The sequence below is a fragment of the Nonomuraea sp. NPDC049709 genome (assembly GCF_040674815.1).
Classification (GTDB): domain Bacteria; phylum Actinomycetota; class Actinomycetes; order Streptosporangiales; family Streptosporangiaceae; genus Nonomuraea.
The window spans coordinates 157,254-179,125 of sequence record NZ_JBFANM010000004.1 but is presented as its reverse complement, the minus strand read 5'-3'; the positions used below and the strand labels follow the sequence as shown (position 1 = coordinate 179,125).

General features: G+C 71.6%; 19 protein-coding genes. 15 read left to right on the top strand and 4 right to left on the bottom strand.

The genetic code is table 11. The features are described from left to right. Positions 1–51 precede the first annotated feature (51 nt). The 6 genes from mmsA to araA all read left to right on the top strand — a co-directional run bounded on the left by mmsA (position 52) and on the right by araA (position 7,770). Positions 52–1,581, top strand: coding sequence for a multiple monosaccharide ABC transporter ATP-binding protein (gene mmsA, locus AB0J69_RS05780; RefSeq protein ID WP_364113263.1), 1,530 nt, complete (start codon positions 52–54; stop codon positions 1,579–1,581). Between the two features lie 76 nt (positions 1,582–1,657). After that, positions 1,658–2,917: a multiple monosaccharide ABC transporter permease gene (mmsB, locus tag AB0J69_RS05775; RefSeq protein WP_364113261.1), complete on the top strand. Its 1,260-nt coding sequence runs from the start codon at positions 1,658–1,660 to the stop codon at positions 2,915–2,917. Between the two features lie 63 nt (positions 2,918–2,980). After that, the gene (locus AB0J69_RS05770) at positions 2,981–3,964 is read left to right on the top strand and encodes a LacI family DNA-binding transcriptional regulator (RefSeq protein ID WP_364113413.1); all 984 of its coding nucleotides are present in this window, start codon (positions 2,981–2,983) and stop codon (positions 3,962–3,964) included. A gap of 70 nt (positions 3,965–4,034) precedes the next feature. Next, positions 4,035–5,654, top strand: coding sequence for a ribulokinase (araB, locus tag AB0J69_RS05765; protein ID WP_364113411.1), 1,620 nt, complete (start codon positions 4,035–4,037; stop codon positions 5,652–5,654). Beyond that, positions 5,654–6,307 carry an L-ribulose-5-phosphate 4-epimerase gene (locus AB0J69_RS05760; protein WP_364113259.1) on the top strand — a complete coding sequence of 218 codons (654 nt, stop codon included), beginning with the start codon at positions 5,654–5,656 and terminating at the stop codon, positions 6,305–6,307. The genes araB and AB0J69_RS05760 overlap by 1 nt, the downstream gene beginning before the upstream one ends. Further along, entirely contained in the window at positions 6,304–7,770 is a 1,467-nt protein-coding gene (araA, locus tag AB0J69_RS05755; RefSeq protein ID WP_364113257.1) for an L-arabinose isomerase, read from the top strand. The genes AB0J69_RS05760 and araA overlap by 4 nt, the downstream gene beginning before the upstream one ends. Here araA and AB0J69_RS05750 read toward each other — a convergent pair. Continuing rightward, positions 7,767–8,114, bottom strand: coding sequence for a PLD nuclease N-terminal domain-containing protein (locus AB0J69_RS05750; protein WP_364113255.1), 348 nt, complete (start codon positions 8,112–8,114; stop codon positions 7,767–7,769). The genes araA and AB0J69_RS05750 overlap by 4 nt on opposite strands. Before the next feature lie 80 nt (positions 8,115–8,194). On the opposite strand from AB0J69_RS05750, the gene AB0J69_RS05745 reads away from it, so the two are divergent. The 5 genes from AB0J69_RS05745 to AB0J69_RS05725 all read left to right on the top strand — a co-directional run bounded on the left by AB0J69_RS05745 (position 8,195) and on the right by AB0J69_RS05725 (position 13,811). Continuing rightward, a complete protein-coding gene (locus AB0J69_RS05745) occupies positions 8,195–9,403 on the top strand; it encodes an FAD-binding protein (RefSeq protein ID WP_364113253.1) in 1,209 nt (402 codons plus the stop codon). A 90-nt stretch (positions 9,404–9,493) separates the two neighbouring features. Next, positions 9,494–10,276: an LLM class flavin-dependent oxidoreductase gene (locus tag AB0J69_RS05740; RefSeq protein WP_364113251.1), complete on the top strand. Its 783-nt coding sequence runs from the start codon at positions 9,494–9,496 to the stop codon at positions 10,274–10,276. Positions 10,277–10,311: 35 nt separating this feature from the next. After that, positions 10,312–10,704, top strand: a complete 393-nt coding sequence (locus AB0J69_RS05735; protein ID WP_364113249.1) for a DUF3224 domain-containing protein — start codon at positions 10,312–10,314, stop codon at positions 10,702–10,704. A gap of 22 nt (positions 10,705–10,726) precedes the next feature. After that, complete coding sequence (locus AB0J69_RS05730; protein WP_364113247.1) at positions 10,727–12,232, top strand: FAD-binding oxidoreductase; 1,506 nt, start codon at positions 10,727–10,729, stop codon at positions 12,230–12,232. A 55-nt stretch (positions 12,233–12,287) separates the two neighbouring features. Further along, positions 12,288–13,811 (top strand): carboxyl transferase domain-containing protein, encoded by a 1,524-nt coding sequence (locus AB0J69_RS05725; RefSeq protein ID WP_364113245.1) that lies wholly within the window; start codon positions 12,288–12,290, stop codon positions 13,809–13,811. Positions 13,812–13,993: 182 nt separating this feature from the next. Here the strand turns inward: AB0J69_RS05725 and AB0J69_RS05720 are convergent, their stop codons facing one another. Beyond that, on the bottom strand, positions 13,994–14,740 hold the full coding sequence (locus AB0J69_RS05720) for a DUF2071 domain-containing protein (RefSeq protein WP_364113243.1): 747 nt from the start codon (positions 14,738–14,740) through the stop codon (positions 13,994–13,996). An 89-nt stretch (positions 14,741–14,829) separates the two neighbouring features. Here AB0J69_RS05720 and AB0J69_RS05715 point away from each other — a divergent pair, with 89 nt between their 5' ends. Further along, positions 14,830–15,915, top strand: coding sequence for a class I SAM-dependent methyltransferase (locus AB0J69_RS05715; protein ID WP_364113241.1), 1,086 nt, complete (start codon positions 14,830–14,832; stop codon positions 15,913–15,915). Here AB0J69_RS05715 and AB0J69_RS05710 read toward each other — a convergent pair. Next, on the bottom strand, positions 15,905–16,876 hold the full coding sequence (locus AB0J69_RS05710; RefSeq protein ID WP_364113239.1) for a helix-turn-helix domain-containing protein: 972 nt from the start codon (positions 16,874–16,876) through the stop codon (positions 15,905–15,907). The two genes, AB0J69_RS05715 and AB0J69_RS05710, sit on opposite strands and share 11 nt — an antisense overlap. 42 nt (positions 16,877–16,918) lie before the next feature. On the opposite strand from AB0J69_RS05710, the gene AB0J69_RS05705 reads away from it, so the two are divergent. Both AB0J69_RS05705 and AB0J69_RS05700 read left to right on the top strand, forming a co-directional pair. Then, on the top strand, positions 16,919–17,938 hold the full coding sequence (locus tag AB0J69_RS05705) for a 3-oxoacyl-[acyl-carrier-protein] synthase III C-terminal domain-containing protein (protein ID WP_364113237.1): 1,020 nt from the start codon (positions 16,919–16,921) through the stop codon (positions 17,936–17,938). Beyond that, positions 17,935–18,465: an isoprenylcysteine carboxyl methyltransferase family protein gene (locus AB0J69_RS05700; RefSeq protein WP_364113235.1), complete on the top strand. Its 531-nt coding sequence runs from the start codon at positions 17,935–17,937 to the stop codon at positions 18,463–18,465. The genes AB0J69_RS05705 and AB0J69_RS05700 overlap by 4 nt, the downstream gene beginning before the upstream one ends. On the opposite strand, the gene AB0J69_RS05695 is transcribed toward AB0J69_RS05700, so the two are convergent. Further along, on the bottom strand, positions 18,434–20,104 hold the full coding sequence (locus AB0J69_RS05695) for an asparagine synthase-related protein (RefSeq protein ID WP_364113233.1): 1,671 nt from the start codon (positions 20,102–20,104) through the stop codon (positions 18,434–18,436). The genes AB0J69_RS05700 and AB0J69_RS05695 overlap by 32 nt on opposite strands. Positions 20,105–20,327: 223 nt before the next feature. On the opposite strand from AB0J69_RS05695, the gene AB0J69_RS05690 reads away from it, so the two are divergent. Then, complete coding sequence (locus AB0J69_RS05690; protein ID WP_364113231.1) at positions 20,328–21,842, top strand: von Willebrand factor type A domain-containing protein; 1,515 nt, start codon at positions 20,328–20,330, stop codon at positions 21,840–21,842. Positions 21,843–21,872 lie beyond the last annotated feature (30 nt).

Sequence of the window (21,872 nt, the reverse complement as noted above, 5' to 3'; positions counted from 1 at the left end):
TGCCCCGGGGACGCCTCCGCGTCCCCGGGGCTCTCCCTGAGCGAGGGGCATATGACCGAGCACATCTTGCGGATGAGCGGGATCACCAAGACGTTCCCCGGTGTCAAGGCGCTGCAGGACGTCAACCTGTCGGTCCGGCAGGGCGAGATCCACGCCATCTGCGGCGAGAACGGCGCCGGCAAGTCGACGCTGATGAAGGTGCTGTCCGGGGTCTACCCGCACGGCGAGTACGAGGGCGAGATCTTCTTCGAGGGTCAGAGATGCGAGTTCGGCAGCATCCGTGACAGCGAGCACGCCGGCATCGTCATCATCCACCAGGAGCTGGCGCTGAGCCCTCAGCTGTCGATCGCGGAGAACATCTTCCTCGGCAACGAGCGCGCCAAACGCGGGATCATCGACTGGAACCGCACCAACTACGAGGCCGCCGAGCTGATGAAGCGGGTCGGCCTGCGCGAGAACCCGACCACGCCGATCTCCGAGATCGGCGTCGGCAAGCAGCAGCTCGTGGAGATCGCCAAGGCGCTGTCGAAGGAGGTGAAGCTCCTCATCCTCGACGAGCCCACCGCGGCGCTCAACGACGACGACTCCGCTCACCTGCTGGACCTGCTGCGCGGGCTGCGGGACGGGGGCATCACGTGCGTGATCATCTCCCACAAGCTGAACGAGGTGATCGCGATCGCCGACTCCGTCACGATCATCCGTGACGGCCGGACGATCGAGACGCTCGACATGGCCAGCGACCACGTGACGGAGGACCGCATCATCTCCGGCATGGTCGGCCGCGCCCTCGACAACCGCTTCCCGCCGCACGAGCCGACGGTCGGCGAGGAGGCGCTGCGGATCGAGGACTGGACGGTGTACAGCCCCAGCCAGCCGGACCGCAAGGTCGTCGACGGGGCATCGCTCACGCTGCGCCGCGGGGAGATCGTCGGGCTCGCGGGCCTGATGGGCGCCGGACGCACCGAGCTGGCGATGAGCGTGTTCGGGCGGGCGTACGGCGTGCACATCTCCGGCAAGATCTTCAAGGACGGCAAGCCGATCGAGATCCGCCACGTGCAGGACGCGATCAGGCACGGCATCGCCTACGCCTCCGAGGACCGCAAGCGCTACGGGCTCAACCTCATCGAGGACATCAAGCGCAACATTAGCGCGGCCGGGCTCAAGGGCCTGGCCAAGCGCGGCTGGGTCAACGAGAACGAGGAATACCGGGTCGCCGAAGAGTTCCACAAGAGCATGAACATCAAGGCGCCCAGCGTCAACAGCGTCGTGGGCAAGCTGAGCGGCGGCAACCAGCAGAAGGTCGTGCTGTCCAAGTGGATCATGACCGAGCCGGACGTGCTCATCCTCGACGAGCCGACCCGCGGCATCGACGTCGGTGCCAAGTACGAGATCTACACGATCATCAACCACCTCGCTGACCAGGGCAAGGCCGTGCTGGTGATCTCGAGTGAGTTGCCTGAGCTGCTTGGCCTGTGCGACCGCATCTACACACTCTCCGAAGGTCGCATCACCGGCGAGGTTCCCCGCCAGGAGGCCACCCAGGAAAGCCTCATGCACCTCATGACCAAGGGACAGGAGTAGCTCTGATGAGCGAGCGAAGCGAGCGAACTATCAAACGCAGCCAGCTGCTGCTCATGCGCCTGACGAAGGCGGGCGCATGAGCAGCATCACGCCCGCCGACGTGGAGGTCGGCGCCAAGGGCGACGGGGGAGCGCCACGGCAGCCGGGCCGGGTGTCGCTCGGCGGAATTTCGCTCAACCTGCGATCGAGCGGTATCTACATCGCGTTCGCGGCGATCGTCGTGTTGTTCACGGTGCTGACCGACGGCGCCATGCTCCAGCCGCAGAACATCTCGAACATCATCGTCCAGAACTCCTACGTCCTGATCCTCGCGATCGGGATGATCCTGATCATCATCGCCGGGCACATCGACCTGTCGGTCGGCTCGGTGGTGGCGGTCACGGGAGCGCTGGCGGCGGTGCTCATGGTCAACATGGGCTGGCCATGGCCGCTGGCCCTGCTGGCCACGCTGGTGGCGGGCGCCCTCATCGGTGCCTGGCAGGGGTACTGGATCGCGTACTTCGGGATCCCGGCCTTCATCGTGACGCTGGCCGGCATGCTGCTGTTCCGGGCGCTGACGCTGACCGTGCTCGGCAACCAGGGCATCGGCCCGTTCCCGGACCAGGTCCGTACGCTGGCCAACGGCTTCACCGACGGCTACCTCGGCAACATCGGCCTCGGCCCGCTCGGCGGCGCCGACCTGTTCAGCCTGCTGATCGGCGTCGTCGCGATCGTCGGCATGTTCACCTCCCAGTGGCGCACCAGGAACGCCCGCCAGGGTTACGGCCAGTCGGTCGAGCCCATGGCGCTGTTCGTGCTGAAGATGCTGGCCGGTGCCGCGCTGATCCTCTTCCTGGTCATCCAGCTCGCCCGGTTCAAGAACCTGCCGTGGGTGCTGGTGCTGCTGGCGATCCTCGTGCTGGCGTACTCGATGATGGCCAACCGCACGGTCTTCGGCCGGCAGATCTACGCCATCGGCGGCAACCTCCAGGCGGCCATCATGTCCGGCGTGAAGGTCAAGTCGGTGGTCTTCTGGATCTTCGTGAACATGGGCGTGTTGTCGGCCATCGCCGGCATCATCTTCGCCGGTCGGCTCAACCAGGCGGGTCCGACGGCGGGCAACAGCTTCGAGCTGGACGCCATCGCCGCGGCCTTCATCGGTGGCGCGGCGGTGCAGGGCGGCGTCGGCAAGGTCGTCGGCGCCATCACCGGCGGCCTGATCATGGCGGTCATCAACAACGGCATGTCCCTGATCGGCTCGCCCAGTGAGCGGGTCATGCTCGTCAAGGGTGCCGTCCTGCTCGCCGCCGTGGCGTTCGACGTCTGGACAAAGCGCAGGGCGGGAGCTTCGCGCTAGTAAGATCCCCGGAGCCCAGCGAAAGGAGAGACCGTGACGACGCCCAGACGCCGCATGCCGGTCATGGCCGACGTGGCCAAGGAAGCGGGCGTGTCGCACCAGACGGTCTCCCGGGTGCTCAACGACCACCCGAACGTCCGGGCCGACACCCGCGCCCGGGTGGAGGAGGCGATCACCCGGCTGGGCTACCGCCGCAACCTGGTCGCCCGCGCCCTGGTCACCAAGCGCTCGAGGACCCTCGGCGTGGTCAGCTTCGACACCACGCTGTACGGTCCGGCCAGCACCATCTACGGCATCGAGCAGGCGGCCAGGACCGCCGGCTACTTCGTCAGCATCGTCAGCCTCAAGTCGATCGACGCGGCCAGCGTGGGCGACGCCATCGACTACCTCGCCGAGCAGGGCGTTGACGGGGTGGTCGTGGTGGCGCCGCAGCGCTCGGCCGCGCGGGCCCTGGAGAACCTGCCGACCGGCCTGCCGGCGGTGGCGGTCGAGGGCACGCACAGCGCCGACGTCTCGGTGGTCTGCATCGACCAGGTGGAGGGCGCCAAGCTCGCCACGCGGCACCTGCTCGACCAGGGCCACGAGACGGTCTGGCACGTCCGCGGCCCGGCCGACTGGCTGGAGACCCAGGGCCGGGTCGACGGCTGGCGCGCCGCGCTGGAGGAGGCCGGCCGGCCGGTGCCCGAGCCGCTGGCCGGCGACTGGAGCCCGCGCGCCGGTTACGAGGCGGGCAAGAGCCTGGCCGCGATGGACGGCGTCACGGCCGTCTTCGCGGCCAACGACCAGATGGCGCTCGGCGTGCTGCGCGCCCTGTCGGAGAAGGGGGTGCGGGTTCCCGGCCAGATCAGCGTGGTCGGCTTCGACGACATCCCCGAGTCGGAGTTCTTCTCGCCGCCGCTCACGACGGTCAGGCAGGATTTCGACGTAGTGGGCCGGCACTGCATCGAGGTGCTGCTGCGGCAGATCGACGTGGGACCCACCGCGTACGAGCGCCTGGTCGTCCGGCCCAGCTTCGTCGTCAGGGCCAGCACGGCCCCAGTTAGGTAGATGCTGTCAGGTAGATGATTGGCATGCCCCCGGAAACTCCCTGGAGTTCAATGTGAACGCTAACAAATACGTGGTCGGAGTGGACTTCGGCACGCTCTCAGGGCGTGCCGTCGTCGTACGTGTGAGCGACGGCGCCGAGCTGGGCAGCGCCGTCCACGAGTACGCCAACCGCGTCATCGAGCACACTCTTCCCGGCACGGACGTGCGGCTCGGCCCCGACTGGGCCCTGCAGTCGCCGCAGGACTGGATCGACGTGCTGAAGGTCGCCGTGCCCCAGGCGATCGCCGCCGCGGGCGTGCGCCCCGAGGAGATCGTCGGCATCGGCACCGACTTCACCGCCTGCACCGTCCTGCCCACCACGGCCGACGGCACCCCGCTCTGCTTCGAGACGCCCGCCGAGCCGCACGCCTGGCCCAAGCTGTGGAAGCACCACGCCGCCCAGCCGCACGCCGACCGGATCAACGAGACGGCCGCGCGCCGGGGCGAGAGCTGGCTGCCGCGCTACGGCGGCAAGATCTCCTCCGAGTGGGAGTTCGCCAAGGGCCTGCAGGTCCTGGAGGAGGCCCCCGAGGTCTACGCCAGGGCCGAGCGCTGGATCGAGGCCGCCGACTGGATCATCTGGCAGCTCACCGGCGTCGAGAGCCGCAACATCTGCACGGTCGGCTACAAGGGCGTCTTCCAGGACGGGAGCTACCCGTCGGCGGAATACCTCGCCGAGCTCAACCCGGGCTTCGCCGGATTCGTCGGCAAGCTCGCCACCGGTGAGGTCGGCGACGACGTCAACGGCGTCAAGCTGGCCCCGCTGGGCGGCCTCGCCGGGCGGGTGACGGCGCGGGCCGCCGAGTGGACCGGCATCCCCGAGGGGGTCGCCGTGGCCGTCGGCAACGTGGACGCGCACGTCACGGCCGCCGCCGCGGACGCCGTCCGGCCCGGCCAGATGGTGGCCATCATGGGCACCTCCACCTGCCACATCATGCCCAGCGACCAGCTCGCCGAGGTGCCGGGGATGTGCGGCGTGGTCCAGGACGGCATCGTGCCCGGCCTGTGGGGCTACGAGGCCGGCCAGTCGGCCGTCGGCGACATCTTCGCCTGGTACGTGGACAACTTCGGCACCGAAGGGCACGAGCAGCTCACGGCGCTGGCCGAGAAGCAGGCCGTGGGCCAGCACGGACTGGTCGCGCTCGACTGGTTCGGCGGCAACCGCTCGGTGCTGGTCGACCACAACCTCTCCGGGGTGATCGTCGGCCAGACCCTGGCCACCAAGCCCGAGGACGTCTACCGGGCCCTCATCGAGTCCACCGCGTACGGCGCCCGCATGATCGTGGAGACGTTCGAGAAGTCGGGCGTGCCGGTCGAGGAGTTCGTGGTCGCCGGCGGCCTGCTGAAGAACCCCTTCCTCATGCAGGTCTACGCCGACGTGCTGCGCCGCCCGCTGTCGGTCATCGGCTCCGACCAGGGGCCCGCGCTCGGCTCGGCCATCCACGCGGCCGTCGCCGCCGGGGCCTACCCCTCGATCGAGGAGGCCGCCGCGGCCATGGGCAAGCGCACCGAGAACGCGTACGTGCCCGACGCGGCCCGCGCCGACGCCTACGACCGGCTCTACGCCGAGTACCGCAGGCTCCACGACTTCTTCGGGGACGGACGGATGTTGCACACGCTGCGCGCGATCAGGAACGAGGCACAAGCTTGATGGACACGAGGAAGATCGTCGCTGACCTGCACGCCGAGCTGGTCCGCTACAACCTGGTGGTCTGGACGGCCGGTAACGTCTCCGGCCGGATCCCGGGCGAGGATCTGTTCGTCATCAAGCCCTCCGGGATCTCCTACGACGAGCTGACGCCGGAGAACATGGTCGTGTGCGACCTCGACGGCAACCTGGTGGAGGGCGAGCACTCGCCGTCCAGCGACACGGCCGCGCACGCGTACGTCTACCGCAACATGCCCGAGGTCGGCGGCGTCGTGCACACCCACTCCACCTACGCCTCTGCCTGGGCCGCCCGCGGCGAGGCCATCCCGTGCGTGCTGACCGCGATGGCCGACGAGTTCGGCGGCGAGATCCCGATCGGGCCGTTCGCCCTCATCGGCGACGACTCGATCGGCCAGGGCATCGTCGAGACGCTCAAGGGCCACCGCTCCAAGGCGGTCCTGATGCAGAACCACGGCGTGTTCAGCATCGGCAAGGACGCCAAGGCCGCGGTGAAGGCCGCCGTGATGTGCGAGGACGTCGCGCGTACGGTGCACGTCGCCCGCCAGCTCGGCGACCCGCTGCCCATCGCGCAGGACGACATCGACCGCCTGTACGACCGCTATCAGAACGTCTACGGACAGAGGAGCCCGCGTTGAACATCTGGTTTCTGACCGGCAGCCAGGGACTGTACGGCGAGGACACGCTGCGCCAGGTGGCGGAGCAGTCCCAGCGGATCGCCGAGCAGCTCCCCACGCCGGTGGAGTGGAAGCCCGTCCTGACCGACGCCGCGGCCATCCGGCGGGTGATGCTCGAGGCCAACGCCGACGACGAGTGCGCCGGCGTGATCGCGTGGATGCACACGTTCTCCCCGGCCAAGATGTGGATCGCCGGGCTCGACGCGCTGCGCAAGCCGCTGCTCCACCTGCACACGCAGGCCAACGTGGAGCTGCCGTGGAGCTCCATCGACATGGACTTCATGAACCTCAACCAGGCCGCGCACGGCGACCGCGAGTTCGGGCACATCCAGACCCGGCTCGGCGTGCCGCGCAAGACCGTGGCCGGGCACGTCTCCGACCCGTCCGTGGGCGAGCGCATCCTGACCTGGGTGCGGGCCGCCAAGGGCCTGGCCGAGGTGCGCACGCTCAAGCTGGCCCGCTTCGGCGACAACATGCGCGACGTGGCGGTCACCGAGGGCGACAAGGTCGAGGCGCAGCTCCGCTTCGGCGTCTCGGTCAACACCTACGGCGTCAACGACCTGGTCGAGGTCGTGGACGCCGTCCCCGACGCCGACGTGACGGCGCTGGTCAAGGAGTACGCCGAGCAGTACACCGTGGCCCCCGAGCTGCTCGGCGAGCGCAACGACTCGCTGCGCTACGCGGCCCGGATCGAGCTGGGCCTGCGGAGCTTCCTGGAGGCGGGCGGCTTCAAGGCGTTCACCACGAACTTCGAGGACCTCGGCGGCCTGCGCCAGCTCCCCGGCCTCGCCGTGCAGCGGCTCATGGCCGACGGGTACGGCTTCGGCGGCGAGGGCGACTGGAAGACCTCGGTCCTCCTGCGCACCCTGAAGGCCATGGCCGACAAGGGGACACCCGGCGGCACCTCCTTCATGGAGGACTACACCTACCACCTGACGCCCGGCCAGGAGCTCATCCTGGGCGCGCACATGCTGGAGGTCTGCCCGTCCATCGCGGCCGGCACGCCGTCGTGCGAGATCCACCCGCTGAGCATCGGCGGCCGCGAGGACCCGGTCAGGCTCGTGTTCGACGCCCAGCCCGGCCCCGGCATCGTGGTCGGCCTGGCCGACATGGGCGACCGGTTCCGCCTCGTCGCCAACGAGATCGACATCGTGTCGCCGCCCGAGCCGCTGCCCAAGCTGCCGGTGGCCCGCGCCGTCTGGAGCCCGCGGCCGAACCTGCGCACCTCCACCGAGTCGTGGCTCACCGCCGGCGCGCCGCACCACACGGTCCTGTCCACGGCGGTCGGCCGCGAGGAGCTGACCGACCTGGCCGACGTGCTGGGCGTGGAGCTGGTGGTCATCGACGCCGACACCACGACCGAGCGGTTCACCAAGGAGCTGCGCTGGAACCAGGCGTACTACCGCCTGGCCCAGGGCTTCTAACTCTCGTCCTGAGGTTTCCCGGGGGCGTTCCTGCGCTGCTCCTCGGCGCGCTCGCGGCAGCGGCGCAGGAACTCCTCGTCGTCATCGGGACTGGTGGCGGCGAAGCGGCCGGGACGGTCGTATTCAGGGAAGGCGCTGGGCCGCGTGACGGCCTGGGTCCGCTCGGGCCGGCCCGCCACCAGCCAGGCGATCGACCCGATCAGCGGGAACAGCAGCACGATCAGCACCCAGCCGATCTTCGGCAGGTTCCGGCAGAGCGTGTCGGGCGTGGTGATCACATCGAAGACGCAGTAGAGCCAGAGAGCGAGCGTGACCAGGCCGAGAACCTGGGACAAGTAGAGCACGGCACACCTCCGGTCAGCGGCACCTGAAACTAGCGGTACCCGCGCGGGCTGACAAGGCGTCGCTGTGGGAAGGTAAGGCCGTGACGCTGACCAACTGGGCTGGAAACACCACATTCCAGGCAAGCAATGTCCATCATCCGACCTCGCTCGACGAGCTCCAGCGGCTCGTCGCGGCCAGTGCCCGGGTGCGGGCACTGGGCAGCGGGCACTCCTTCAACCACGTCGCCGACACCACCGGCGACCTCGTGGTGCTGGACCGGATGCCGGACCTGGTGAAGATCGACAGCGGAGCGGCCAAGGTGCGGGTGGGCGCGCGCATGACGTACGCGCGGCTCGCGCCGCTGCTGCACGAGGCCGGGTTCGCGCTGGCGAACATGGCCTCGCTGCCGCACATCTCCGTGGCCGGCTCGGTCGCCACGGGCACGCACGGCTCCGGCGACGGCGTGGCGAGCCTGGCCGCCGCCGTGTCCGGGATCGACCTCGTCACCGCCGACGGCTCGCTGCTGTCGCTCACGCGCGGGGACGCCGACTTCCCCGGAGCGGTGGTCTCGATCGGCGCCCTCGGCGTCGTGGCCTCGCTGACGCTCGACCTCGTGCCCGCGTTCGAGCTGCGCCAGTACGTCCGCGAGGGCCTGCCGGCGGACGCGCTCGGCGACTTCGACGCGATCATGTCGAGCGGCTACAGCGTCAGCCTCTTCACCGACTACCGCGACACCCGCGTCTGGCTCAAGCGCGCGGAGGAGCTGACCGGCCCCGACTGGTACGGCACCACCCCCGCCGACGCCCCCCGCCACCCCCTGCCCACCATGCCCGCCGACAGCTGCACGGTGCAGATGGGCGTCCCCGGCCCCTGGCACGAGCGGCTGCCGCACTTCCGCCCCGACTTCCCGCCCAGCGGCGCCGGCGACGAGCTGCAGTCGGAGCTGCTGCTGCCCCGGGAGCACGCGGTCAAGGCGCTGCGCGAGCTGTTCGCGATCGGCGACCGCATCCGCCCGGTCCTGCAGATCTCCGAGGTCCGCTCGGTGGCCGCCGACGACCTGTGGCTCAGCCCCTTCCACGGCCGCGACAGCGTGGGCATCCACTTCACCTGGGTGAAGGACGTCGCCGCGGTGATGCCGGTGCTGGAGCTGGTGGAGGAGACGCTGGCGCCGTTCGACCCGCGGCCGCACTGGGGCAAGCTGTTCACCCGGTGGCCCCAGTGCCCCGAGCGGTTCCGCTCGCTGGTGGGGCGGCTCGACCCCGAGGGCAAGTTCTCCAGCGACTTCACGCGGATACTGCTGGGGGAGTAGCGCGCCCCTGAGGGCTTGCGCCCCCGGACGTAGTGGTCCACCGGTCCGGGGGACGATGTGCCGGGCCCGCGCGTCGGACATCGTTGGGGCATGACCGATCACCCGTTCAGGTTCGGCACGGTCGCCGGACAAGCCCCCGACGCCGGCGCGTGGGCCGGCCTGGCCCGCCGGGCGGAGAGCCTCGGCTATTCGACCCTGCTGGTGCCCGACACGCTGGGCACGCTGTCGCCGTTCACGGCCGCCGCCGTCGCCGCCACGGCCACGACGACCCTGCGCGTCGGCACGTACGTCCTGAGCGCGCCCAACCGGACGCCGCAGGCCGTGGCGTGGGAGACCGCCACGCTGCACAAGCTCACCGACGGCCGGTTCGAGCTGGGCCTCGGGGCCGGGCGGCCGGACGCCGAGCGCGACGCGGCCACGCTCGGCGTCAGGTTCGGCACGCCGGGGCAGCGCATCGAGCGGCTCGCGCAGACCATCGACGCCGTCGAGAACGTGCGGGTCCTGGTGGCCGCGGCAGGCACGAAGCTGCTGCGCCTGGCCGCCATGAAGGCCGACACGGTCGCGCTCGGCGTGCCCCCGCACTACACCGAGGAGCAGGTGGCGGCCAAGCTGGACGAGCTGTACGAGCTGGCCGGCGACCGCTTCCACGACCTGGAGCTCGGCATGAACCTGGCGTGCGCCGGGGCGGAGCCCCCGCCATGGGCCCTGGAGCGCTTCGGCCGCACCGGCACCGGCGTCCTCACGGGCACGCCCCAGGAGATGGCCGACACGCTGCTGCGGCGCAGGGACCGCCTCGGGGTCTCGTACGTGTCGGTGAACGCCCAGTTCATGGACGCCTTCGCGCCGGTCGTGGAAAGGCTCGCCGGTACCTGACGCAACCTGACAGGTACGGCTGCCACGATCGTCCCATGACCGCCAAGGGAACCTTCGACACCGCCAACTGGACTCCCCAGCCGCCCTTCGACGACCGCGACGGCGTCACTCTCGGGCTCCTGACCCTGGACAAGACCTGGCGCGGGGACCTGACCGGCACCAGCGTCGTCACCATGATGGTGGCCACCACCCCGGTGGAGACCTCGCGGTCGTACGTAGCCCTGGAGCGCGTTGAGGCGACCCTCGACGGGCGGGCGGGCAGCTTCGTGGTGCAGCATGACGCGGTGAGCGACAACGGCGAGCAGTCGCTGCGGGTCAGAGTCGTCCCGGACTCGGCGACGGGGGAGTTGCGCGGCCTCCGGGGCGAGATGGGCATCGCCGTCGCCGCCGACGGCACCCACTCGTACACCTTCGACTACACATTCTGAAGTTCGGCGCGACAATCGTGCCATGCCGACAAGTCACTGGGCGTGGGGGCCCGAACCTGGCGAGCCCGAACTGCGGGAGATCGCCCGGTTGTTCAGCGAGCACACGGGGCTGGGCGAACCGGCCTCGTGGGAGCCGCCCGTGCCGTTCTCCCCGGCACTGGTGCCCAGGTCCGGGCTCCCCGTGCCGCCGCTGCCGTTCTGCACGGACGACCCGTACGAGCGGGCCGTGCGCACCTACGGGCAGGCCTACCGCGACCTGATCCGCGCCTACCGGGGCGACTTCACCAACGCCCCCGACCTGGTGGCGCTGCCCCGGAACGAGGACGAGGTCGCGCAGGTCCTGGAGTGGGCCTCCGGCCGGGGCGTGCCGGTGGTGCCCAGGGGCGGCGGGACGAGCGTCGTGGGCGGCGTCGAGGCCCGCTTCGACGGCCCGTCCCTGTGCCTGGACCTCGGCCGCATGAACCGCGTCCTGGAGGTGGACGAGACCTCGCAGGCGGCCCTCGTGGAGGCCGGCGCGACGGGGCCCGGGATCAACGCCGGGCTGCCCGACGGGCTGCAGCTGCGCTTCTTCCCGCAGTCGTACGAGTTCTCCACGCTCGGCGGCTGGATCGCGACCCGGGCCGGCGGGCACTTCGCCACCCTGCACACCCACATCGACGACCTCGTCGAGTCGATCCGGGCCAGCACCCCCGCCGGCGTGTGGGAGTCGCGCCGGGTGCCGGGCTCCGGCGCGGGACCGTCGCCGGACCGCTGGCTGCTCGGCTCGGAGGGCGCCCTGGGTGTGATCACCCGCGCCTGGGTGCGCGTCCACCGGCGCCCGCAGCACAAGGTCTCGCTGCCGGTGCGGTTCGCGGAGTGGGAGGCCGGGGTGATGGCCGTGCACGACCTGGCGCAGTCGGGCCTGCACCCCGCAAACTGCCGCCTGCTGGACGCCCGGGAGGCCGCGCTGACCTCCGGCGGCGACGGGCGGCAGGCCGTGCTCATCCTCGGCTTCGAGTCGGCCGACCATCCCGTGGACGCGTGGGTGTCGCGGGCCCTGGAGATCGTCTCCTGGCACGGAGGAGCCGCCGGCGAGGCCCGTCAGGATGTCGCGTGGAAGGGCGCGTTCACCCGCATGCCCTACCTGCGCAACGCCTACCCGGGCCTGGGCGTGATCGCCGAGACCGTCGAGACGGCCGTCACCTGGGACCGCTTCCCGGCCCTGCACGAGGCCGTCATGGCGGAAGGGGAGGCCGGGACCACGACGTGCCGCCTGGCCTTCGCCTACCCGGACGGGCCCGCGCCGTACTACACGATCGTCGTCCCCGCCGAGAAGGGCGCCGAGCTGGAGCAGTGGGACGACCTCAAGCGCCGCGTCTCCGAGACCGTCCTGCGCATGGGCGGGACGATCACCCACCACCACGCCGTGGGCCGCGACCACCGCCCCTTCTACGACCGGCAGCGGCCCGACCCGTTCGCCCTCGCGCTCAAGGCCGCCAAGGCCGCCCTGGATCCCCGGGGGATCCTCAATCCGGGGGTGCTGATCTGATCCGCTCTTTCCAGTAATGTGCCGACCAGCCGGTATGTAACGGGAGGAGCGCGTCGTGTGGGACCCCGAACTCGCCGAACTGCAGCGCCGCAGGGAGCAGGCCGAGCGCATGGGAGGCGAGGAACGGGTCGCCCGCCAGCACGCTACGGGCCGCCTCACCGTCCGGGAACGGCTGGCGGCCCTCACCGACAGCTGGCAGGAGGTCGGGGCGCTCACCGGTCACGCGAACGCCGACGGGTTCACGCCGTCCAACGTCATCATCGGGCGGGCCCGGCTGGCCGGGCGCCGCGTCGTCGTGGCGGGGGACGACTTCACCGTGCGCGGCGGGGCCGCCGACGCCGCGATCCACGAGAAGCAGGTCCTCGCCGAGCGCATGGCGGGCGAGATGCGGGTGCCGCTCGTCCGGCTGATCGACGGCACGGGCGGCGGGGGCAGCGTCAAGCAGATGGAGGAGTACGGGCGCACGTACGTGCCGGCGAACCCCGGCTGGGACCAGGTGGTGGCCAACCTGGGCCGGGTCCCGGTGGTCGCGCTCGCCCTGGGACCCGTCGCCGGGCTGGGCGCGGCCCGGCTGGTCACGTCCCACGTCTCGATCATGGTCAAGGAGCTCTCGCAGGTGTTCATCGCGGGCCCGGCCGTGGTGGAGGCGGGGATGGGGGAGAGCGTGGGCAAGGAGGAGCTCGGCGGCTGGCGTACGGTGTCGGCGGCCGGCACGGTCGACCTGGTGGCGGATTCGGAGCCGGAGGCGTTCGAGCTGACCGCGCGGGTGCTGTCGTACCTGCCCCAGAGCGCCTGGCAGCCACCCCCGGTCGGCACGCCCGCCGACGCCCCGGACCGGGTCTCGCCCGAGCTGCGCGACATCGTGCCCCGGGACCGCCGCCGCCCCTACGACATGCGCGCGATCCTGGGTCTGGTCTTCGACACGGGCACGGTCATGGAGCTGGGCCGGCGCTTCGCCCCCTCCGTGATCACCGCCCTGGCCCGCCTGGACGGGCACCCGGTGGCGGTCCTGGCCTCGGACCCGAGCGTGTACGGCGGCGGCCTCACGGCCCAGGGCTCCGACAAGATGGCCCGCTTCGTCGACCTGGCGGAGACCTTCCACCTGCCGGTCGTCCACCTGGTCGACCAGCCCGGCTTCGTGATCGGCACGGCGGCGGAGCGGGCGGGCACGATCCGGCGGGGCGCCCGCGCCCTGGCGGCCGTCTACCAGTCGACGGTCCCGTGGGCCTCGGTCCTGGTCCGGCGGGTCTTCGGCGTGGCGGGCGCCGCCCACCGGCCCCACGACCGCTACAGCCTGCGCGTGGCCTGGCCCTCCGGCGACTGGGGGTCGCTGCCGATCGAGGGCGGGCTGGAGGTGGCCTTCAAACGGATGCTGGCCGAGGCGGGCCCGGAGGCGGCCGCGCTGAAGGCCGAGATCGCCGAGCGGCTGGAGGCGGTCAGGTCGCCGTTCAGGACGGCGGAGGCGTTCCTGGTGGAGGACATCATCGACCCGGCGCACACCCGCCCCGCCCTGACGGAGTGGGTCCACGACGCCTACGCGGTCCTGGACCCCGGCCCGAACCCCGCAGCCCGCCCCTGACCCCCGGACCCCGACCCACCGCCGCCCCAACCCACGGACCTCGACTCCCGGGCGCCCCGACCCCACCGCCGCCCGCACCCACGGACCTCGACTCCCGGACCCCGGCCCCACCGCCGTCCTGACTTACGATCCTCGACTTCCGGGCGCCCCGAACGCCACCGCCCGCCTCTGATCGGCGGGCCTCAGGCGCCCGGACGGAAGCGGCGGGGCGGGGTGTGGATGTCGAAGCTCAGGCGGGGCTGGGCCAGCACCGAGTGCGGCACCGTGTCAGGGGTGATCAGCCCCAGGCGCTCGAAGACGGGGAACCTCGCGGACGTGGCGGTGAGGTGACGCGGGCGCATCACCGGGTGCCAGATGCTGTACGTGCCCACCCGCCCGCCCCTGCGCCGGTACCAGCCGAGGGTGGGATGGGTGAGCCGCTCCAGCCAGTCGGGCTCGCCCGCGAAGCCGTCGAGGCGGCCGAGCGGCTCGGGCAGCTCGGTCGCCTCGCAGCGGGCGTGCCCGGCGCGCAGCCGCCAACCGGCCGGCGTGGCCGCCCAGTCCGCCTCGATCCGGATGCGGTCGCGGTGCCACGGCATGCCCCACAGGTGGCGCGGGATCGCGACCACGGGGTGGTCGAGCGCGGTGCCGAAGAACCAGACGCCCGGCCGGCCGTACGCGGTGACGTACGCCCGGTAGTTGATCTGCCCGCAGTCGATGCCCACCTGCGGCAGGAAGCGGAAGTGGAAGTCCCGGTCGGTGAAGGCGACGGCGGAGACCAGGGCGCCGGGGCCGTCCCCGAAGTCCGCCTTCATCGGGGCGAATCCCCGGGGCAGGTGCCTGGCCAGGGCGTCGGCGTCCACCCGGTAGCTGATGATGGCGAAGTCGTCCAGGTCCGTCCGAGCGTGGTACCAGCGCGGGCGCGGGCGAGGGGTCCCGGCGAACGTCATGGTTCACACCGTATGCCTCGGGAACGGTCGGCGCTGTAGCGTAAAAGTGGTGGCCGCGAGGGTGCGGCCTGTGAAACGGTCGGGTTCTGATGATCCGGTGGACCGAGGCAGGGCAGGAACGATCGGCGATCTGGCGTTCGGCGCTGGACGTGCCGCCGCCAGGGCGCGTCATCGTCGCCGACGACCGGATGAGCGCCGCCACCGCCTACCGCCTGGCCTGCGAGGGCACCGCGCTGCTGTGGCGCGGCGACTTCCACAACGCCCGCCAGCTCCTCGACGCCATGGCCCGGCGCTGCAAGCCGGCCGCCCCCGGCAGCGACTTCTACCGCTACCGCCAGGCCCGCTCCCAGCGCGCCCGCACGCTCGGCATGCTGCTCATCCCCTACGCCGAGGGCCACGTGGTGCCGCTGCGTCGGGCGCCGGACGTACGACCGGCCTGCGCGGAGGTCTACGGCCCCGACGCCCCGCCCGCGGTCGGCCAGCTCCGCGAGCTGCTCGGCCTGATCGGCGCGCACGAGTGGCGCGAGAAGGGCGTGCACGTCCCGGCGCTCGGCGCCCGCATCCACCCGCACCACGGCGTGTTCTCCCCGATCCGCGGCGAATACGTGGATCTGGTCGCCGAGGCGCCGCTGCCGGACGACCGGCTGGCCTTCGACGTCGGCACCGGCACCGGCGTGCTGGCCGCCGTGCTGGCCAGACGCGGTGTCCGGCACGTCGTGGCCACCGACCTCGACCGCCGGGCCGTCGAGTGCGCCGGTGACAACGTCTCCCGCCTCGGCCTGGACGACCAGGTGGAGGTCGTGCGGACCGACCTGTTCCCGCCGGGGCGGGCGCCGCTGGTCGTCTGCAACCCGCCGTGGTTGCCCGCCAAGCCGTCCTCGCCGCTCGACCACGCCGTCTACGATCCGGGCGGGCGGATGCTGGGCGGGTTCCTGGGCGGGCTGGCCGAGCACCTGGAGCCGGCGGGCGAGGGCTGGCTGATCCTGTCCGACCTGGCCGAGCACCTCGGGCTGCGTACCAGGGCCGAGCTGCTGGAGGCGTTCGAGCGGGCGGGGCTGCGGGTGGCCGCCCGGATGGACGTCGCGCCCCGCCACCGCCGGCCGCGCGACGCGGACGACCCGCTGCACGCGGCCCGCGCCGCCGAGGTGACCTCGCTGTGGCGGCTCAGGCGCTGAACGCCTTGCGGTAGGCCGACGGCGACGTACGCATGGCGCGGGTGAAGTGGTGCCGGAACGTCACCGGGCTCTCGAACCCGACCGCCGCCCCGATCTCCTCCACCGGCGCCGCCGTCGACTCCAGCATCGGCAGGCTGGCGGCCACCCGCTGCGAGATCACCCACCGCAGCGGGCTGGTCCCGGTCTGCCGCTTGAAGTGCCTGATGAACGTGCGCTCCGACATGTGCGCGACCCCGGCCAGGTCGGCGACGGTGATCGGGTCCGTCAGGTGGTCGAGGGCCCACGCCATGGCCCTGGCCACCGCGTCGTCGTCCTCCACCGGCGTGACCGCGGCCTCGATGAACTGCGCTTGGCCGCCCTCCCGGTGCGGCGGGACGACCAGGCGGCGGGCCACGGTGTTGGCCACGCCGGGGCCGTGGTCGCGGCGTACGAGGTGGATCAGCAGGTCGAGCCCGGCCGCGCTGCCCGCGCTGGTCAGCACGTCGCCGTCGTCCACGTACAGGACCGAGGGGTTGACCCGGATCTCGGGGTGGCGCTCCTGGAGCAGCTCGGCGTACTTCCAGTGCGTGGTCGCCGCGCGGCCGTCCAGCAGCCCGGCGGCCGCCAGCGCGAACGCGCCCGAGCAGATCGAGACCATGCGCGCGCCGCGCCCGTGCGCCTCCCGCAGCGCGGACACGAGCGGGCCGGAGACGGGTCCCCGCACGTCCGCCACGCCGGGCACGATCACCGTCTCGGCCCCGGCCAGCACGTCGAGCCCGTGGTCCGCCCGCATGGTGAACCCGCCTACCACCCGGAGCGGCTCCGGCGTCTCCGCGCACACCTTGAGGTCGTACCAGGGCAGCTCCAGCTCGGGGCGGGGCAGCCCGAAGATCTCCACCACGCAGCCGAGCTCGAACGGCGCCATGCCGTCGAACGCGAGCACGGCCATCCGGTGTGGCCTGGTCGGCGATGGCAACAGCATGCCCGCATGTTAGCCGGAGCTTTTCAGCGGCAGAGGAGATATATGCACATTTCGGGAGTACAGACCGTTTTGCCCGATCACCGCTACGAGCAGGCGGAGATCACCGAGGCGTTCTCCCGGCTGACCGAGTGCGACGAGGAACTGCTCAGACGATTCCACGCGGCCACCGGGGTGGAAGGCCGTAACCTGGCGCTGCCACTGGCCGACTACGCCAAGCTCGACTCCTTCGCCAGAGCCAACGACGCCTACGTCGAACAGGCGCTCGAGCTCGGTGAACAGGCCATGCGGGGCGCGCTGCGCAAGGCGGACGTGCGCCCGGAGAAGGTCGACCACCTGCTGTTCTGCTCGACCACCGGCCTGGCCACGCCCTCGCTGGACGCCAAGCTGGCCCAGCGGATGGGGCTGCGGCCCGACGTGAAACGGGTGCCGGTGTTCGGCCTGGGCTGCGCGGCGGGTGCGGCCGGGCTCTCGCGCCTGCACGACTACCTGCGCGGCTGGCCCGACCACGTCGCCGTGCTGGTCTGCGTGGAGCTGTGCTCGCTGACGATCCAGCGCGACGACACCTCGATCGCGAACCTGGTGGCCAGCGGGCTGTTCGGCGACGGCGCGGCGGCCGTCGTGGCCACCGGGCGCGGGCACGGCCCCGAGGTCGTCGCGACCCGCAGCCGGCTCTACCCCGGCACCGAGCACCTCATGGGCTGGGACGTGGGCGACCACGGGTTCCGCATCGTGCTGGACGCGGACCTGACGGACTTCGTGGAGGAGGTGCTGGCGGCCGACATCAAGGCGTTCCTGGCGGACTACGGCCTGACACCCGAGCAGGTGGCCACCTGGGTGTGCCACCCCGGCGGGCCCAAGGTCATCGCCAAGATCGTGGAGACGCTGGGCCTGGCGCCCAAGGCCCTCGACGTGACCTGGCGCTCGCTGCGCGAGTACGGCAACCTGTCGTCGGTCTCGGTGCTCCATGTGCTCCAGGAGACCCGCGGCCGGCCCGGCACCCCGGCCGTGATGATGGCGCTGGGGCCGGGGTTCTCCGCCGAGTTGCTGCTGCTGCACTGGTGACGGCGTACGCGCTGCTGATCGGGCTGGTCGTCCTCGAACGGCTGGCCGAACTCGTCGTGGCCCGGCGCAACCTGGCCTGGGCCCGGTCCCGGGGCGGCGTCGAGTACGGCAGGCGGCACTATCCCTGGATCGTCCTGGCCCACGTGGCACTCCTGGTCACCGCGCCCGCCGAGGTCTGGCTGCTCGGCCGCCCCTTCGTGCCCGCGCTCGGCTGGCCCATGCTCGCGGTCGTCGCGCTGGCCCAGGGGCTGCGCTGGTGGTGCGTGGCGACGCTGGGCCGGCAGTGGAACACGCGCGTCGTGGTGGTGCCGGGGATGCCGCTGGTGCGGCGGGGGCCGTACCGGTGGTTGCGGCACCCCAACTACGTGGCCGTGGTGGCCGAGGGGATCGCGCTGCCGCTCGTCCACACGGCCTGGCTGACCGCGTTGGCGTTCACCGTGGCGAACGCGGTGCTGCTCGTCGTGCGGATCCGCGTGGAGGATCGGGCCCTGGCGCTCATCGGGCCGGATCCGGCCGGGAGACCATGATCTCCGCCAGGCCCTCCGGCGGCTTCCCCGGGTGGAGGCCGGTCAGCAGCGTGCTGACCGTGTAGAGGTGCCAGGCCAGGGCGGGCTTCTGGACCACGGGGTCGGCGAAGAGGGCGCGTACCTGGTCCGGGTGCACGATGGGGGCGAGGGCGTCGAGGCTGCCGAGCACCTGCTCGCGCAGCACGTCCGTGAGCGCGGGGCCGGGGCTGGTGCGCCAGCTCCACCCGCCTCCGGTCTTCGCGGTGGGCATGTGCTCGGGCAGGCGCCGGCGCCAGAAGGGCCGGGTCATGCCCTCGGCGAACCGCCACGGCTTCCCCTCGATCGGGACGTCCCGTAGCTTCGGGGCGAATCGCAAAATAAGGGCATAAATCACCTCTTCGGAGAGGCGCCAGCCCTGGTCCAGGCTGAGCGCCGCCCGTACCACGCGGTTGTCCAGGAACGGCCGTACGGGGTCGCCGCGGCGCAGCGCGCCCGCCCGCGCGCTGGCCTGCCAGCGGCCGACCTTGTACCAGATGTAGATGTGGTCCAGCGCCTCCAGCTGGTTCGGCCGGGCCCGCCACGGCCGGGCGAGCTCGCGCGCGTGCTCGTTCGCCTCGGCGGTGAACAGCTTCTCGTCCTTGCGGAAGGTGTTGTCGATGCGCCGCAGCAGCGCCTTGTCGCTCAGGTCGGTCTGGAGCAGGTTCAGGCTGCCCGCGCGCAGCGTCTCGCCGCTCTGCCCCGACATGGTCGGCTTGCCGGAGTAGGGGAGGTAGCTCACGATCGACTCGTACGCCGAGGTCATCCCCTCGCACGTGCGCAGCGTCTCCCAGGCCCGGCTGAGCGGGTGCTCCACCAGCACCGCGTCCTTCGCGGCGGTCTGCGGTGGGGCGATGACCGTGTGCTCCACCCCCAGCCGGGCCGCGATGCGCCGCGCGATGATCACGTCGGGGTGCGTGTCCAGGCCGTTCGTCGTCACCCGGAACGGCACCCGCGCCGCGTGCAGCAGCGCCGTCAGGATGCGGGTGTCCCGCCCGCCGGTCAGCGCCAGGTTCACCGGCTCGTCCAGCTCGCGCAGCGGGGCCACGGTGGCCAGCAGCGCGTCGGCCAGCTCGCCGATCGCCGCCCGCTTGCGCCGCGCCGACGTCGGCGTGGGCGCCGCCTCCGGCAGCGGGGTCTCGGTGATGGCGCGCACGCCGTCACGCACGACGAGCCGCGAGCTGGGCCGCAGCGCCGAGACCCCCTTGTACGGCGTCTCGTCCGACAGGAAGAACCCCTGCCTGACCATCGTCTGGAGGGCGAGCACGTCGTGCTCCACCCGGTCGTCCGGCCGGGCCGCCAGGTGCACCAGCAGGGCGCGGCTGCCGACCACGTGCAGCTCGGGCGTCTCGGCGTAGAAGACCGGGCAGACCCGGTTGATCGCGGTGCTCGCGGTCAGCTCGCCGTCGCGGGCGATCCAGGCCGAGAAGCAGCCGCCCACGGAGTCGTCGGGGAGCCTGGTCACGTCGGCGGGGTCGGCCAGGTGGCCGTTCAGCCCGACGATCCGGCCGTCGTGCTCGGAGATCAGTGGCGGCTGCCGCGAGTCGTCGGGCTCGTTGGTCCACGCGAACAGCGAGACACCCCGGCCGTGCCATTCGCGGCCGCGAATGACGTCGGGTGGCACGGGAAAGGCCAGTTCGATAACGGATCGAACTCTGTTTAGGACATGGGCGGAAATGTCCTGCCGCTTTGTGGCTATGCCCAAATAGACGCGCACCCGGACATGCCTACCTCAATTACCTCATTTGCCACAACCGATCACGCGTAGATCGCGGTTTGCACTCGCTTGAGTCACCGGCCAGGCCAGGGTGAACCGGCTTCCGTCGTACGACTCGGAGGTGGTTGAGATGAAATTTCGTCCCTTGGTGGTCGGTGTCGGGCTTGCAGCCCTTCTCGGCTTGGCGGCCTGCGGCGGCGGCAGCAGCGGCGGCGGGGAAAGCGCCACGAATGGTCAGAAAGCACCCCTGTCGAGTCAGAACGAGCAACCCGCCGTTCCCCGGAAATCATCCAAGCCGGCCCAGGCCGACGCCGAGGGCAAGGACCAGGACGAGAGCGAGCGGGATACGACGACGGCGCAGATCTCCACGTTCGCCCTCGACGTGGACACCGCCTCGTACGGCTACGCCCGCCGTACCCTCCAGGAGGGCCGCTGGCCCGAGCCCGGCGAGATCCGCCCGGAGGAGTGGGTCAACGCCTTCCGGCAGGACTACCCGCAGCCCCCGGACGACGGTTTCACCGTGCACGTCGACGGCGCGAAGCTGCCGTCGGGCGACGAGGCCGTCATGCGCGTGGGCCTGCAGACCCGCGCGTCCGACGCGGCCGAGCGGCGGCCCGCCAACCTCACGTTCGTGGTGGACGTGTCCGGCTCGATGGCCGAGGCCGGCCGGCTGGACCTGGTCAAGGCGGCGCTGCAGAAGCTGCTGACCCAGCTCGCACCCGGCGACCAGGTCTCGATCGTCTCCTTCTCCGACCAGGCCACGGTGCTGGCCTCGATGACCCCGCTGACCGCCAGGAACGAGCTGAGCCACGCGATCGACCAGCTCGCCATCGCCGGTGGCACGAACCTGGAGTCCGGGCTGGTCACCGGCTACCAGCAGGCTTCCCAGTCGTTCCGTCCCGCCGCCACGAACCGGGTCATCGTGCTCTCCGACGGCCTGGCCAACCAGGGCAGCACGCAGTGGCAGGCCCTGCTGGACCGGGTCAAGGAGTACGCGGGCAAGCAGGTCACGCTGCTCACGGTGGGTGTCGGCCGCGAGTACGGCGACGAGCTGATGGAGCAGCTCGCCGACAACGGCGACGGCATGGCCGTGTACATCAGCAGCGAGGAGGAGGCCGCCAAGATCTTCGCCACGCAACTGCCCGCCAACATCGAGCTGCGCGCACGCGACGCGAAGGCGCAGGTCGTCTTCAACCCGGCGGTGGTGGAGAGCTACCGGCTCATCGGGTACGAGAACCGCGCCCTGGCCACGGAGGAGTTCCGGGACGACAGCCGCGACGGCGGCGAGATCGGCCCCGGCCACTCCGTCACCGCCCTGTACTCGATCAAGCTGAAGCCCGGCGCCAAGGGCCAGCTCGCCCAGGCCACCGTGCGCTGGCAGGACCCCGACACCAGGGGCGCGTCGGAGGTCAGCGGGTCGCTGCAGTCCGGCGACCTGGCCGCCTCCATCTGGGACGAGGCGCCGATCCGGCTGCAGGTGGACGTCGTGGTGGCGGCGTTCGCGGTGTACATGCGCGACCGCGAGGCGTTCGGGCTGGACCTGCCCACGCTGGGCGAGCACGCCTCCCGGCTGGCCTCCGCCGCCGAGGACCCGATGGTGTCGGAGCTGGCCACGCTCGTCGAACGGGCCAAGTCGGTCGGGTGACCCGCGGGGCGGCTCGGCCGGGCCTGGCCG

Excerpts from the sequence above, each read along its gene's own strand:
- mmsA (WP_364113263.1), top strand. The coding sequence starts at position 52 with ATGACCGAGCACATCTTGCGGATGAGCGGGATCACCAAGACGTTCCCC.
- mmsB (WP_364113261.1), top strand. The coding sequence starts at position 1,658 with ATGAGCAGCATCACGCCCGCCGACGTGGAGGTCGGCGCCAAGGGCGAC.
- AB0J69_RS05770 (WP_364113413.1), top strand. The coding sequence starts at position 2,981 with ATGGCCGACGTGGCCAAGGAAGCGGGCGTGTCGCACCAGACGGTCTCC.
- AB0J69_RS05760 (WP_364113259.1), top strand. The coding sequence starts at position 5,654 with ATGGACACGAGGAAGATCGTCGCTGACCTGCACGCCGAGCTGGTCCGC.
- AB0J69_RS05740 (WP_364113251.1), top strand. The coding sequence starts at position 9,494 with ATGACCGATCACCCGTTCAGGTTCGGCACGGTCGCCGGACAAGCCCCC.
- AB0J69_RS05735 (WP_364113249.1), top strand. The coding sequence starts at position 10,312 with ATGACCGCCAAGGGAACCTTCGACACCGCCAACTGGACTCCCCAGCCG.
- AB0J69_RS05730 (WP_364113247.1), top strand. The coding sequence starts at position 10,727 with ATGCCGACAAGTCACTGGGCGTGGGGGCCCGAACCTGGCGAGCCCGAA.
- AB0J69_RS05720 (WP_364113243.1), bottom strand. The coding sequence starts at position 14,740 with ATGACGTTCGCCGGGACCCCTCGCCCGCGCCCGCGCTGGTACCACGCT.
- AB0J69_RS05715 (WP_364113241.1), top strand. The coding sequence starts at position 14,830 with ATGATCCGGTGGACCGAGGCAGGGCAGGAACGATCGGCGATCTGGCGT.
- AB0J69_RS05710 (WP_364113239.1), bottom strand. The coding sequence starts at position 16,876 with ATGCTGTTGCCATCGCCGACCAGGCCACACCGGATGGCCGTGCTCGCG.
- AB0J69_RS05705 (WP_364113237.1), top strand. The coding sequence starts at position 16,919 with ATGCACATTTCGGGAGTACAGACCGTTTTGCCCGATCACCGCTACGAG.
- AB0J69_RS05690 (WP_364113231.1), top strand. The coding sequence starts at position 20,328 with ATGAAATTTCGTCCCTTGGTGGTCGGTGTCGGGCTTGCAGCCCTTCTC.